This window comes from Duganella sp. Leaf61 (assembly GCF_001421905.1).
Taxonomy (GTDB): Bacteria; Pseudomonadota; Gammaproteobacteria; order Burkholderiales; family Burkholderiaceae_D; genus Rugamonas; species Rugamonas zoogloeoides.
The window spans coordinates 544358-557148 of sequence record NZ_LMLM01000001.1; the positions used below are offsets into that span (position 1 = coordinate 544358).

Sequence of the window (12791 nt, forward strand, 5' to 3'; positions counted from 1 at the left end):
CGCCTGCACGGCGGTCCGCCGAAGCGGAACGACGACTCATGATCACTGGCCGAGTTTGCCTTGAACGAAACTCAGGATGTCCGCTACCGGCACGGCAGTTGCCTCGGCATCGCGGCGGCCTTGATACTCGAGGTTACCCTCTTTCAAACCACGGTCACCGATCACCACGCGGTGCGGCACGCCGATCAGTTCCCAGTCGGCAAACATCTGGCCCGGACGCAGACCACGGTCATCGACAATGACGTCGATGCCGGCAGCGACCGCATCGGCATACAGCTGCTCGGTCGCTTGCTTGACCGCCTCGCTGCGGTCCATGCCCATCGGGCACAGCACCAGTTCGAACGGCGCCAGCGACGTCGGCCAGATGATGCCTTTGTCGTCGAAGTTCTGTTCGATCGCCGCACCCAGGATGCGGGTGATGCCGATGCCGTAGCAACCCATCTGCAGTGGCGCCGGCTTGCCGTTTTCGTCGAGGAACGTGGCCTTCATGGCGGCCGAGTACGCGGTACCCAGTTGGAACACGTGACCGACTTCGATGCCGCGCTCGATGGTCAGCACGCCCTGGCCGTCCGGCGAGGCATCGCCTTCGACCACGTTGCGCAGGTCGGCCACGATCGCAGGTTCGGCCACATCGCGGCCCCAGTTGGCGCCCGTGTAGTGGTAGCCGGCGTCGTTGGCGCCGCAAATAAAATCGGCCATGTTGGCAACGGTGCGGTCGGCCACCACGGTGACTGGCGCCTTGGTGCCGATCGGGCCCAGGTAGCCGGGTACGCAGCCATAGACTTCGGCGATTTCTTCTTCGGTCGAGAAGCGGTGACCGGCAAGGCCGGCCACCTTGGTGACCTTGATCTCGTTGAGCTCATGGTCGCCGCGCAGCAACAACATGAAATACTGTTTAGCTGCTTTGCCGTCTTTTTCCGTTTCCACGGTCAGCGCCAGGGTTTTCACGGTGTGCGCCAGCGGCAGGCCCAGTTGGGCGGCAACCAGTTCGCACTTGGTGGCGTCTGGCGTGGCGACCTTGGTCAGCGCCTGGGCGGCAGCTGCGCGCTCGGCGGTGGCTGGCAGCGCTTCGGCCGCTTCCATGTTGGCAGCGTAGTCGGAGGTGGCGCAGTAGACCAGCGCGTCTTCGCCGGTGTGGGCGATGACGTGGAATTCGTGCGAGCCGGTACCGCCGATGGCGCCGTTATCGGCCGCTACCGCACGGAACTTCAAACCGAAACGGTTGAAAATACGTACATAGGCGTCATACATGATCTTGTACGACGCCTGCATGCCGGCCACGTCGCGGTCGAACGAGTACGCATCCTTCATGGTGAACTCGCGGCCGCGCATCAGGCCGAAGCGTGGACGGCGTTCGTCGCGGAACTTGGTCTGGATGTGGTAAAAATTCAACGGCAACTGGCGGTAGGATTTGATTTCCGAGCGCACGACGTCGGTGATCACTTCCTCGGCCGTGGGCTGGAACGCGAATTCGCGGCCGTGGCGGTCCTTGATGCGCAGCAGTTCGGCGCCCATCTTGTCCCAGCGGCCCGTCTCCTGCCACAGCTCGGCCGGCTGAATCAGCGGCATCAGCAGTTCGACAGCGGCGGAACGGTTCATCTCTTCGCGCACGATGGCTTCGACCTTGCGGATCACGCGCAGGCCGATCGGCATGTACGTGTAGATGCCCGAACCGAGGCGCTTGATCATGCCTGCACGCATCATTAACTGGTGGGAGACGATCTCTGCATCGGCTGGTGCTTCTTTAAGCGTGGAAATAAAAAAACGTGAGGCGCGCATACGGTGAATTCTTTTTAAAAAGAGAGAGTTATAATCAACCTAATTTTAAAGGATTAGCTGGCTGATGCGTCCATACTTTATACAAATGCGTTCAATACATGGCCCTTCGACCGATTTCGTACCGCGGAATTCCCGCCGAAGCGTCTTTTTGTGGGCAAAAATATAAGCAGGGAGCTCAGTCGCAGAAAGTTTGAGGTGCAATATGCTGGATCGTGAAGGGTTTCGGCCCAACGTCGGCATCATCCTGCTCAACGCCCAGAACGAGGTGTGGTGGGGCAAGCGGGTGCGCGAGCATTCATGGCAGTTTCCACAAGGTGGTATCAAGTACGGAGAAACGCCTGAGCAGGCGATGTATCGGGAGCTGGAGGAAGAAATCGGTTTGCGGGCCGAGCACGTCAAAATCGTCGGTCGCACCCGCGACTGGTTGCGTTACGAGGTGCCCGACCATTTTATCAAGCGGGAAATCCGCGGCCATTACCGTGGCCAGAAACAGATCTGGTTCCTGTTGCGCATGTGTGCGCGCGACAACGACGTCAATCTGCGCCTGACCGACCACCCCGAGTTCGACGCCTGGCGGTGGCACGAGTACTGGGTGCCGCTCGACGTTGTCATCGAGTTCAAGCGCGATGTGTACCAGCGCGCGCTGCAGGAACTGTCACGGTTCCTCACCTGGCCGCCCAACGGCCACGAGCGCCGCCACGGCTCGCGCTACCTGCGTCAGCCCCGCGCGGGTGCAGGTGCCGGCGCCGAAGTGGAGCGCCGCGCCCAGGTGGCCGCGCAGGTTGCCGAACCGTCGGCCATCAGCGCACCGCCTGCGATCATCAAGACCGGCAGCTAAGGTCTGGCAAGGTCCCCTCCCCGGCATGCAGATGCCGGGCGGGGTACAATGTCGCCATCATGTTCAATCCCTCTTCCGACGATGTGCGCCGCTTCTTTTGCGAGGTTTTTCGCAAGCAGCGCGCCAATCAAATCCTGACCCCGCTCGAAGCGATGGCAGCCGACTGGGTGCGCCACCACCCCGAACACCACGACGTGCTGGCCGACGTCGAGTCCGCACTGGGCCGCAACTATTCGGTCGAAGGCGCGCAGGCCAATCCGTTCCTGCATTTGTCGATGCACCTGTCGATCGACGAGCAGATCTCGATCGACCAGCCGCCCGGCATCCGCGACGCCGCCACCGCTCTCACCCTCAAGCTCGACGACGCCCACGCGGCGCAGCACGAAATCATGGAATGCCTGGGCGAAATGATCTGGACCGCCCAGCGCAACGGCACACCGCCCGACGGGCTGGCGTACGTCGAGGCGATCCGCCGGCGTATCCGATAAGCGTCCGCCAGGCATCCGCTAATCGCATAAATCGTTTCCCCAATGCAAAAGGCCACGCATCGCGTGGCCTTTTTACTGTAGCGCCTGGCTTAGTTGGCGGCTGCCACCGGCACCACGGCCGGACCTGGCTGCGCGTTGCCGGTTTCATCGAGCGTGAACGCTTTCAGGCCCAGCACCGAGCTGCTGTACTGGCGAATCTTGTTAGCCAGTACCGGATCGTTGTTCAGCTTTTGACCATACGATGGCACCATGGCCTTCATCTTGGCATCCCATTCCGGCGTGGCCAGCTTGGCCTTGAACGCGGTTTGCAAGACCTTGATCATGATCGGTGGTGCGGTCGATGCACCTGGCGAAGCACCGAGCAGGGCCACGATGCTGCCATCGGCCGAACCGACGACTTCGGTACCGAACTGCAGTACGCCGCCTTTTTCAGGCAGGTCCTTGACGATCTGCACGCGCTGGCCGGCGTTTTGCAGGGTCCAGTCTTCCATTTTCGCTTCCGGCAGGTATTCGCGCAGCGTGGCCAGGCGGTCTTCCGGCGAATTCATGACCTGTTCGATCAAGTACTTGGTCAGCGGAATGTTATCCCAGCCGGCTTGCAGCATCGGACGCACGTTGCCAGTGCCGATCGAGGCTGGCAGGTCCACCCACGAACCGTTTTTCAGGAACTTGGTCGAGAACGTTGCGAACGGTCCGAACAGCAGTGCTTTCTTGCCGTCGATGATGCGGGTGTCCAGATGCGGTACCGACATCGGTGGCGAACCAACCGACGCCTTGCCGTACACCTTGGCAGCATGCTTTTCCACCAGTTCCGGATTGGTGGTCACCAGCCATTGGCCGCCGACCGGTACGCCGCCGTAGCCCTTGGCTTCCGGGATGCCCGATTTTTCCAGCAGCGGCAGCGAACCGCCGCCGGCGCCCACGAACACGAACTTGGCGCGCACGGTTTTCACGGCGTTGGTATCGAGGTTCTTGACGGTGACGTTCCAGTTGCCGTCGGTGCCGCGCTTGATGTCTTCCACTTGCGTACGCAGGTTGACGGTGGCGCCGTGCGAGTCGGTCAGGTGCTTGACCAGCGCGCGGGTCAGCGTGCCATAGTTGACGTCGGTACCGATGTCCATACGGGTGGCGGCGATCTTTTGCGACGGATCACGGCCGGTCATCACCAGCGGCGCCCATTCGGCAATCTTGGCCGGGTCTTCCGAGTACAACATGCCCTTGAACAGATTTTCCTTTTGCAGTGCAGCATAGCGCTTGCGCAGGAAATTGATGTTGTCATCGCCCCAGACAAAGGCCATGTGCGGCACATTGTTGATGAAGGTGTTCGGGGCGCCGAGGTAGCCGTTCTTGACCTGGTAGGCCCAGAACTGCTTCGACACTTCGAACTGTTCGTTGATATCGACTGCTTTCTTGGTCTCGATGTGGCCGTCAGCCGCTTCCGGAGTGTAGTTCAGTTCGGCGAATGCCGAGTGGCCGGTGCCGGCGTTGTTCATCGCGTCCGAGCTCTCGGCAGCCACTTTGTCCATGCGCTCGTAGAAAGCCATGGTCAGGGTGGGGTCGAGTTCCTTGAGCATGGTGCCCAGGGTGGCGCTCATGGTGCCGGCGCCGATCAACAGGACGTCGACCGGTTTGTCGTCGGTCGGTGCCGGCGACTTGCTGCATGCGGCCAGGATCAGGCACGACATCAGGATAAGAATTGACTTACGCATACGTAACTCCGTTGTGGTGATCGTGATGGACAGTGCGGCCGGCCATCGCCAGGGACGATGAAAAGGTATCGTAGGTGGCTGTCTGCCGCTGAGGCGGATGAGGGGGTGACGGCTGCCGGCGCAAGCACGCACAAGAACGCGCGCGTGTCCATAATTAAAATCAAGGATATCGATTTTAGCAGTGTCCACCCGGGGCGAAAATGGGGATAACACTTACGCAAAAGGTGTGAAACTACGTAGTTACTAACCGCAGCAAGATGCAAAAAAGCCACGACAACCAGCGGTTGGCGTGGCTCTCAGGAGCGTCAATCGGTCAGCGGTGGACGGCCATCGTGCCTGGCAAACTATGCAGGTAAGCAGCCAGATCCTTGATGTCCTTGTTGCTCAGCGGCTTGACCTGGCCCGTCATGATGGCGTTGTTGCGGCCATAGGCGCCATCGCCGCGCTTGTAGGCGACCAGTGCATGTTCGAGGTAGTCGCGGTGCTGGCCGGCCAGTTTCGGGTAGCTGGGATCGAGCGGCGTGTTGTAGTCCTTGCCGTGGCAAGTGAAGCAGTTGTACTTGTCGGCCAGCGCCTTGCCGTTGGCCACGTTACCGGCGGCCTGGGCCGTCATGGAGATGGTGCCGCAAACGAGCGCCACAACTAAAGCTTTGAGATGATTCATTTTGCGCTCCCGGCCCTGGTTTGCTGCGCATAGAATGCGGCGACGTCGGCAATGTCCTGGTCAGACAGGCTGGCGGCAATGCCGCGCATGCTCGGATGCTTGCGGTCACCTTTTTTGTACGCTTGCAACGCCGCCTCGATGTACTTGGCGCCCTGCCCGCCGATCATCGGCACTTGGTAAACTTCCGGGAAGGTGGCCTTGTAGCCGGGGATGCCATGACAACCGATGCACATTTCGATCTTCGCTTTGGCGGCCTGGGCATTGCCCACGATTTCCGCCGCCGTGCCCACTTGGGTGAAGCTGACTAAGACAAGTAGTGCTGTGATTTTTTTCATGGTCTTTGCTAGGTGGGTAATCGACGCAGCTGCTGCGCGTATTCAGAACCTACTGCCGAAAGCGAAACTTGACTTTTGCACTACCAGTGCAGGGATTCTAACCTAACAAATTTGACAAAGCTACTCAGTATCGTCGCTGGAAACAACACCGGCGGCGCCGTCTTTTGCAGTGCAGCGTAAAGCGCGCCAGTCCCTTTCTCCACTATACTTGGCCCCATCGTCCACACCCCGAGACCCACGCATGCAAGCTACTGCCCGCTTTGAAGGTTCCGACCAGTACGTCGCCACCGCCGACCTGAAACTGGCGGTCAACGCCGCCCTCACCTTGCAGCGTCCGCTGCTGATCAAAGGTGAGCCCGGCACCGGCAAAACCATGCTGGCCGAAGAAGTGGCCGCCGCGCTCGACATGCCACTGATGCAGTGGCACATCAAGTCCACCACCAAGGCGCAGCAGGGCCTGTACGAATACGACGCCGTCTCGCGCCTGCGCGACTCGCAACTCGGCGACGAGCGCGTGCGCGACATCCAGAACTACATCGTCAAGGGCGTGCTGTGGCAGGCCTTCACGGCGCCGGAACCGGTGGTGCTGCTGATCGACGAGATCGACAAGGCCGACATCGAATTCCCCAACGACCTGCTGCGCGAACTCGACCGCATGGAGTTCTACGTGTACGAAACGCGCGAGATGGTGCGCGCGGTGCACCGGCCGCTGGTGATCATCACGTCCAACAACGAAAAGGAACTGCCCGACGCCTTCCTGCGCCGCTGCTTCTTCCACTACATCCAGTTCCCCGACCGCGACACCATGGCGCGCATCGTCGAAGTGCACTACCCGCATTTGAAAAAAGAGCTGCTGGCGCAGGCCCTGCAAACCTTTTACGCGGTGCGCGACGTGCCGGGCCTGAAGAAAAAGCCATCGACGTCCGAATTCCTCGACTGGCTCAAACTCCTGATGGCCGAGGACATCTCCCCCGAAGAACTGCACGGCACCGACCACAAGGCCAGCGTGCCGCCGCTGCATGGCGCCCTGCTCAAAAACGAGCAGGACGTGCACCTGTTCCAGCGCCTGGTGCAAATGGCTAGGACCAACCGCTGATGAAAGAAATCGCTCCCGTCACCCTGGAACTGCACGGCGTGCGCCTCGAACCACTGGCGCCGCACCACGCCGAAGGCCTGCGCGCAGCAGCCACCGACGGCGAACTGTGGACGCTGCGCGTGACCTCCGTACCCGAACCGCACGACGTTGACGGCTACATTTTCAAAGCGTACGAGATGCGCGGCAGCCGGCTGGCGTTTGCCGTGGTGGACGCAACCAGCGGTGCGGTCATCGGCACCACCAGCTACCACGACATCGTGCCCGCCATCGGCCGTCTCGAAATCGGCTACACCTGGTACGCCAAAAGCCGGCAGCGCACGCATGTCAATGCCACCTGCAAGCTGCTGCTCCTGACGCACGCGTTCGAGACGCTGGGCGCGGCGCTGGTCGGCCTGCGCACCGATAACTTCAACCACGCGTCGCAGGCGGCCATCGAGCGCCTGGGCGCCAAGAAGGACGGCGTGCTGCGCCACCACGCCGTGCGCCGCGACGGCACCGTGCGCGACACCGTCATGTACAGCATCGCCGCCGGCGAATGGCCCGAGACCAAGGCCCAGCTGCTGTACCGGCTCGCGCGCCACGGCCGGAGCTAACATGCTGATCGATTTCTTCTTCACTTTGAAGGACGCCAGAATCCCGGTGTCGATCAAGGAGTTTCTGACGCTGCTCGAAGCGCTGCAAAAGAATGTCATCGACACCTCGCTCGACGACTTTTACTACCTGGCGCGCCTGACGCTGGTGAAGGACGAAGCCCACTACGACAAGTTCGACCGCGCCTTCGGCCTCTACTTCAAGGGCATCGCCGCCAGCTTTGACGAGAAAAGCCCGATTCCGCTCGACTGGCTGCTGCAGCGGATGAAGCGCGAGCTGACCGACGAGCAAAGGGCGCAGCTGGAAAAATTCGGCTACGACAAGCTGATGGACCGGCTGGCCGAACTGCTGAAAGAACAGAAGGAGCGCCACGAAGGCGGCAGCAAGTGGATCGGCACCGGCGGCACGTCGCCGTTCGGCCACGGCGGCACCAACCCGGAAGGCATCCGCATCGGCGGCAAGGGCGGCAACCGCACGGCGGTCAAGGTGTGGGAAGAGCGCGCGTTCAAGGACTACGACGGCGAGCGCGAAATCGGCACCCGCAACATCAAGGTGGCGCTGCGCCGGCTGCGCAAGTTTGCCCGCGAAGGCGCACACGAGGAACTGGCGCTCGACGCCACCATCCACGCCACGGCCAGCAATGCCGGCTTCCTCGATCTGAAAATGCAGCCCGAGCGCAAGAACAACATCAAGGTGCTGATGCTGTTCGACGTGGGCGGTTCGATGGACGATCATATCGAGCGCACCGAGGAACTGTTCGCAGCGTCGCGCACCGAATTCAAGAACATGGAGTTCTATTACTTCCACAACTGTGTATATGACTTCGTGTGGAAGAACAACCGCCGCCGCCAGTCCGAGCGCTTTGATACCTGGGACATCCTGCGCAAGTACCCGCCCGACACCAAGCTGATTTTCGTCGGCGACGCCACCATGAGCCCCTACGAGGTGCTGCACCCGGGCGGCTCGGTCGAGTACAACAACAAGGAAGCCGGCAGCGAGTGGCTCACGCGCTTTACCAACGCGTTTCCGAAGTTCGCGTGGTTGAATCCCGAGCCGGAAGGGTTATGGCAGTACCGGCAGTCGATCGCCATCATCCGCCAGTTGATGAGCAACCGCATGTACCCGATTACCATCGATGGGCTGGAGCGGGCGATGCGGGCGTTGAGCAAGTAGCGGGGAAATTAACTACGCCGGCAGCTGCAAGCGATAGCCGACAGCCGTCTCGGTCAGCAAAAACTTCGGCTGCGTCGGATCTGCTTCGAGCTTGTGGCGCAGGTGGCCCATGTAGATACGCAGGTAGTGGCCGTTCTCCGACTGCGACGGCCCCCACACGGCGCGCAACAGCTGCGGGTTGGTCATTACCCGGCCCGCGTTGGCCACCAGCACCGCCAGCAGGCGGTACTCGGTGGGCGTCAGGTGCACGTTTTCTCCGCCGCGCGTCACGCGGCGGTTTTGCAAATCCACGGCCACGTCGCCGAACGCGATCAGGCCGTCCTGGCTGGCCGCCGGCTGGCGCTGGCGGCGCAAGGTCGCGCGCACCCGGGCCAGCAACTCGCCGACGCCGAAAGGTTTCGTCAAATAATCGTCGGCGCCGGCGTCGAGCGCGCGGATCTTGTCCGCTTCGTTGACCCGGGCGGAGAGCACGATCACCGGCACCGTGGACCATTTGCGCAAGTCCAGCACAAAGTCGATGCCGTCGCCGTCAGGCAGACCCAGGTCGAGCACGATCAGGTCCGGCTTGCGGGTGCCGGCGTCGATCAGCCCACGCTGCAGCGTGGCCGATTCGAACACCTGCCAGCCCTCCTCTTCCAGCGCAGCGCGCACGAAGCGGCGGATTTGCGGTTCGTCTTCCACCAGCAAGGCGGTGGGGGTGGTGATGTGTTCCGTCATGCGGTCTCCGGTTCAGGCTCCAGCTCCGGCATGGCCGGCGGTGTGCCCAATGGCAGGGTAAAGGTGAAGGCGGCGCCGCCCAATGGTGACGCGTGCGCGGCGGCGCTGATGCGGCCACCGTGCGCCTCCACGATGGCGCGGCAAATCGCCAGCCCCAGGCCAACACCCGGCTTGGCCGATTCGCGCTCGCCCCGCGTGAATTTTTCAAAGATCGCTTCCTCGCGGCCCGGCGGCAAGCCGGGGCCGTCGTCGGCCACGGTGATATTGATCCACTGGCCGTGCAGCGCGGCGCCGATGGCAATGGTCGATCCGGGCGGCGTGTACTTGGCGGCGTTTTCCACCAGGTTGGCCAGCACCCGCTCGATCAGCACGGCATCGTAGCGCAGCAGCGGCAAGTCCTTGGGCAGCTCGGTGCGCACGTGGTGGCCGGTCAATTGCGAACCGCTGGCGCGCAAGGCGCTGCCCACCACTTCTTCGAGCGGCTGCCACTGCAAATTGAATTTCACTTCGCCGCTCTGGATGCGCGCCATGTCGAGCAGATTGGCCACCATGGCGCTCATGCGCAGCGCCTCGTCGTGCAGCGCCACGGCCACCTCGCGCTGGGGGTCGGGCAGCGGCGGTTTGGCGCCGGCCAGCGCTTCGGACAGGCCGACGAGCGACGTCAGCGGCGTGCGCACATCGTGCGACAGCGCGGCCAGCAGCGAATTACGCAGCCGTTCCGACTCCATGTTGACCAGCGCATTCTGCGCCACCTCGATGTAGTGCACGCGCTCGAGTGCAATCGCGGCCAGCGCGGCAAAGGTGTCGAGCTGCTGGCGTTGTTCGGGAATCAGGAGCCAGCGCTGGCGCAGCGGCACAATCGCCAGCACGCCCCGGGTGCGCATCGGCGCCACCAGCGGCAGGTAAAACAGCGTGCTGGCCGGCAACGTGTCGGTGCCCAGGCCGGCGCTTTCGGCGTTGTCGAAGGCCCACTGGGCGATGCCGATATCGAGCGTCATGCCGGCCGGCGGCGGCAGCAGGCGGCCGTCGGCGTCGGGCAGCAGCAAGGTGGCGCGGGCGCGGAAGGCGTTTTCGATGAACAGGCGCGTGGTATCGAAGATCTGTTCCGTTTGCAGGGCGCCCGACAGTTCGCGGGCAAACTCGTACAGCGCGCGCGAACGCTTTTCGCGCTGCGCCGCCACCCGCGCCTGAAAGCGCAGGCCCGACGTCAAATGGCCGGTAATCAGACCCACGGCCAGCATCACCACGAAGGTGATCACGTACTGGAAGTCCGACACGGCAAAGTCGAAGCGCGGAGAAACAAAGAAAAAGTCGAAGCAGGCCACGCTCACGCACGTGGCCACCACCGACGGCCCGCGCCCGAACCGCACGGCCGTGAGCAACACGCCGAGCAGGAACAGCATGGCGATATTGGCCAGGTCCAGCCAGGCCAGCAGCGGCATGGCGGCCAGTGCGATGGCGAAGCTGGCTGCGACAGCGACGGCATAGCCGGTAGCGCGCTGCGGGCGCCACGGCAGACGCGTTGCACCGGGCACGCCTACGTCGCCGCGCTCGCCATAGCCGTCCTCGCGGGCGCCAGGGTCGGCGTCGGCCGTGGCATCGGCACCCCACGCGCTGCCGGTGCTGGCGGTACGTGCACCGGCCGGTGTGTCGATGCTGGCAGCGCCGATTTCGACCAGGTCGAGGTCCGGCGCATAGCGGGCCAGCCGCTTGATGTGCGGGGTTTGCCACGGCAGCGACGACCGCGAACGGCCCAGTACGAACTTGGACAGGTTGTGGCTGCGTGCATATTCCACCGCCGCCAGCGCCACATCGCGGCCCGGCACCACGGCAGTGGTGGCGCCCAGGTCCTCAGCCAGCTTCAGTGTGCGCAGGATCTGCTCGCGTCGCGCGGCCGGCAGCTTTTGCAGCGCCGGCGTCTCCACGTAAATCGCGTGCCAGTCGGTACCGAGCTGGCCGGCCAGGCGCGCCGTGCTGCGCACCGTGTGTTCGGCGCCGGGGCTCGGTCCCACGCACGCCAGCAGCGCGGCGCCGGTTTTCCAGATGTCGGCAATCGACTGCTCCACCCGGTAGGCGCGGACGTCGTCCTCGATGCGGTCGGCGGTGCGGCGCAGCGCCAGCTCGCGCAGCGCGATCAGGTTCCCCTTGCGGAAGAAGTTTTTCGACGCCCGCTCGGCCTGCGGCGCCTGGTACACCTTGCCGGCCTTCAGGCGCGCCAGCAGTTCGTCGGCCGGCAGATCGACCAGCACCACCTCGTCGGCCTGGTCGAACACGGTGTCGGGCACGGTCTCGCCCACGCGGATGCCGGTGATGCCGCCCACCACGTCGTTGAGGCTTTCCAGGTGCTGGACGTTGACGGTGGTCAGCACGTCGATGCCGGCGTCGCGCAGCTCCTCGACATCCTGCCAGCGCTTGGGATGGCGCGAACCGGGCGCGTTGGAGTGCGCCAGTTCGTCCACCAGGATCAGCGGCGGATGGCGCGCCAGCGCGGCATCGAGGTCGAATTCGGCGAGCGTGCGGCCACGATGTTCGACCGCGCGCGGCGGCAGCACGTCGAGGCCGGCCAGCATGGCGGCGGTCTCGCTGCGGCCATGGGTTTCCACCACGCCGACCAGCACCGCATGTCCGTCGGCTTGCAGCTTGCGGGCGGCAGCCAGCATGGCGTAGGTCTTGCCCACACCGGCCGACGCGCCTAAATAAATGCGCAGCTTGCCGCGCGCGGCGCGCCGCTCCCCCGCCTGGACTTGCGCCAGCAAGGCGTCGGGATCGGGGCGCGAACTATCGTGAGGGATGGACATGCGGCGATTCTACCTTGGATTGATCAACGGCCGGTCTGGTCGAGCGCCAGGTTGAGCGCCAGTACATTGACGCGCGGCTCGCCGAAAAAGCCGAAGTATTGCGGCCGCGTGTGCTGCTCGATCAGCGCCAGCACCTGGTTGGTGTTGAACTGGCGGGCGGCGGCCACGCGCGCAGCCTGGTAGCGGGCGGCGGCCGGGCTGATCTCGGGATCGAGGCCGCTGGCCGATGCGGTGACCAGGTCCACGGGAATCGGCTGGGTGTTGCCGGGATCGGCCGCCTTGAGGGCCTCGATACGGCCTTTGACGGCATCGATCAGCGCCGCGTTGGTGGGACCAAGGTTGGTGCCGGAAGAACCGGCGCCGTTGTTGGGCATCGGACCGGTACCCGACGGACGGCCCCAGAAGTACTTCGGTGAGCTGAAGGACTGGCCGATCAGCGACGAGCCGACGGTTTTGCCGTCAACCTCGACCAGGCTGCCCGCAGCCTGGGATGGGAACACGGTGGCGGCGACGCCGGAGACGGCGAGCGGGTACAGCACGCCGCAAAGAATGGTGAGGGCGCCGAAGATCACAAAGGCGGGACGTAAATGGGATGTCATGACA

General features: G+C 63.5%; 12 protein-coding genes. 5 read left to right on the forward strand and 7 right to left on the reverse strand.

Translation table 11 applies throughout. From position 1 onward, the window contains the following. Positions 1 to 42 precede the first annotated feature (42 nt). Positions 43 to 1779: a proline--tRNA ligase gene (locus ASF04_RS02370; protein WP_056137790.1), complete on the reverse strand. Its 1737-nt coding sequence runs from the start codon at positions 1777 to 1779 to the stop codon at positions 43 to 45. A 202-nt stretch (positions 1780 to 1981) separates the two neighbouring features. On the opposite strand from ASF04_RS02370, the gene ASF04_RS02375 reads away from it, so the two are divergent. Both ASF04_RS02375 and ASF04_RS02380 read left to right on the forward strand, forming a co-directional pair. Continuing rightward, positions 1982 to 2617 (forward strand): RNA pyrophosphohydrolase, encoded by a 636-nt coding sequence (locus tag ASF04_RS02375; RefSeq protein WP_056137792.1) that lies wholly within the window; start codon positions 1982 to 1984, stop codon positions 2615 to 2617. Between the two features lie 59 nt (positions 2618 to 2676). Then, entirely contained in the window at positions 2677 to 3105 is a 429-nt protein-coding gene (locus ASF04_RS02380; RefSeq protein ID WP_056137794.1) for a DUF1841 family protein, read from the forward strand. 89 nt (positions 3106 to 3194) lie between these two features. Here ASF04_RS02380 and mqo read toward each other — a convergent pair whose 3' ends face one another. From mqo to ASF04_RS02395, 3 genes are all read right to left on the reverse strand, one after another. Continuing rightward, entirely contained in the window at positions 3195 to 4814 is a 1620-nt protein-coding gene (gene mqo / locus ASF04_RS02385) for a malate dehydrogenase (quinone) (RefSeq protein ID WP_051120355.1), read from the reverse strand. A gap of 313 nt (positions 4815 to 5127) precedes the next feature. Further along, positions 5128 to 5478 (reverse strand): cytochrome c, encoded by a 351-nt coding sequence (locus tag ASF04_RS02390; protein WP_056137796.1) that lies wholly within the window; start codon positions 5476 to 5478, stop codon positions 5128 to 5130. Then, positions 5475 to 5813: a cytochrome c gene (locus ASF04_RS02395; protein WP_056137799.1), complete on the reverse strand. Its 339-nt coding sequence runs from the start codon at positions 5811 to 5813 to the stop codon at positions 5475 to 5477. The genes ASF04_RS02390 and ASF04_RS02395 overlap by 4 nt, the downstream gene beginning before the upstream one ends. A gap of 241 nt (positions 5814 to 6054) precedes the next feature. Between ASF04_RS02395 and ASF04_RS02400 the strand changes: the two genes are divergently transcribed. Genes ASF04_RS02400 through ASF04_RS02410 form a run of 3 tightly spaced genes read left to right on the forward strand, consistent with a single transcriptional unit; the run spans position 6055 to position 8673 of the window. After that, positions 6055 to 6909, forward strand: coding sequence for a MoxR family ATPase (locus tag ASF04_RS02400; RefSeq protein ID WP_056137801.1), 855 nt, complete (start codon positions 6055 to 6057; stop codon positions 6907 to 6909). Next, complete coding sequence (locus ASF04_RS02405) at positions 6909 to 7502, forward strand: GNAT family N-acetyltransferase (RefSeq protein WP_056137803.1); 594 nt, start codon at positions 6909 to 6911, stop codon at positions 7500 to 7502. Before ASF04_RS02400 ends, ASF04_RS02405 begins: the two co-directional genes overlap by 1 nt. Before the next feature lies 1 nt (position 7503). Beyond that, positions 7504 to 8673: a VWA domain-containing protein gene (locus ASF04_RS02410; protein ID WP_056137804.1), complete on the forward strand. Its 1170-nt coding sequence runs from the start codon at positions 7504 to 7506 to the stop codon at positions 8671 to 8673. A gap of 12 nt (positions 8674 to 8685) precedes the next feature. Here the strand turns inward: ASF04_RS02410 and kdpE are convergent, their stop codons facing one another. From kdpE to kdpC, 3 genes are read right to left on the reverse strand one after another with little or no spacing between them, the layout of a single operon-like run. Next, on the reverse strand, positions 8686 to 9390 hold the full coding sequence (gene kdpE, locus ASF04_RS02415; RefSeq protein WP_019923163.1) for a two-component system response regulator KdpE: 705 nt from the start codon (positions 9388 to 9390) through the stop codon (positions 8686 to 8688). Further along, positions 9387 to 12188, reverse strand: coding sequence for a DUF4118 domain-containing protein (locus ASF04_RS02420; protein ID WP_056137807.1), 2802 nt, complete (start codon positions 12186 to 12188; stop codon positions 9387 to 9389). Before ASF04_RS02420 ends, kdpE begins: the two co-directional genes overlap by 4 nt. A gap of 23 nt (positions 12189 to 12211) precedes the next feature. Further along, the gene (kdpC, locus tag ASF04_RS02425; protein ID WP_056137809.1) at positions 12212 to 12787 is read right to left on the reverse strand and encodes a potassium-transporting ATPase subunit KdpC; all 576 of its coding nucleotides are present in this window, start codon (positions 12785 to 12787) and stop codon (positions 12212 to 12214) included. Between the last annotated feature and the right edge of the window lie 4 nt (positions 12788 to 12791).

What these genes read in the sequence shown, in the direction of transcription:
- ASF04_RS02395 (WP_056137799.1), bottom strand. Translation starts at nt 5,813, where the DNA reads ATGAAAAAAATCACAGCACTACTTGTCTTAGTCAGCTTCACCCAAGTG.
- ASF04_RS02400 (WP_056137801.1), top strand. Translation starts at nt 6,055, where the DNA reads ATGCAAGCTACTGCCCGCTTTGAAGGTTCCGACCAGTACGTCGCCACC.
- ASF04_RS02405 (WP_056137803.1), top strand. Translation starts at nt 6,909, where the DNA reads ATGAAAGAAATCGCTCCCGTCACCCTGGAACTGCACGGCGTGCGCCTC.
- ASF04_RS02380 (WP_056137794.1), top strand. Translation starts at nt 2,677, where the DNA reads ATGTTCAATCCCTCTTCCGACGATGTGCGCCGCTTCTTTTGCGAGGTT.
- ASF04_RS02410 (WP_056137804.1), top strand. Translation starts at nt 7,504, where the DNA reads ATGCTGATCGATTTCTTCTTCACTTTGAAGGACGCCAGAATCCCGGTG.
- kdpE (WP_019923163.1), bottom strand. Translation starts at nt 9,390, where the DNA reads ATGACGGAACACATCACCACCCCCACCGCCTTGCTGGTGGAAGACGAA.
- ASF04_RS02370 (WP_056137790.1), bottom strand. Translation starts at nt 1,779, where the DNA reads ATGCGCGCCTCACGTTTTTTTATTTCCACGCTTAAAGAAGCACCAGCC.
- ASF04_RS02390 (WP_056137796.1), bottom strand. Translation starts at nt 5,478, where the DNA reads ATGAATCATCTCAAAGCTTTAGTTGTGGCGCTCGTTTGCGGCACCATC.
- ASF04_RS02420 (WP_056137807.1), bottom strand. Translation starts at nt 12,188, where the DNA reads ATGTCCATCCCTCACGATAGTTCGCGCCCCGATCCCGACGCCTTGCTG.
- mqo (WP_051120355.1), bottom strand. Translation starts at nt 4,814, where the DNA reads ATGCGTAAGTCAATTCTTATCCTGATGTCGTGCCTGATCCTGGCCGCA.
- kdpC (WP_056137809.1), bottom strand. Translation starts at nt 12,787, where the DNA reads ATGACATCCCATTTACGTCCCGCCTTTGTGATCTTCGGCGCCCTCACC.
- ASF04_RS02375 (WP_056137792.1), top strand. Translation starts at nt 1,982, where the DNA reads ATGCTGGATCGTGAAGGGTTTCGGCCCAACGTCGGCATCATCCTGCTC.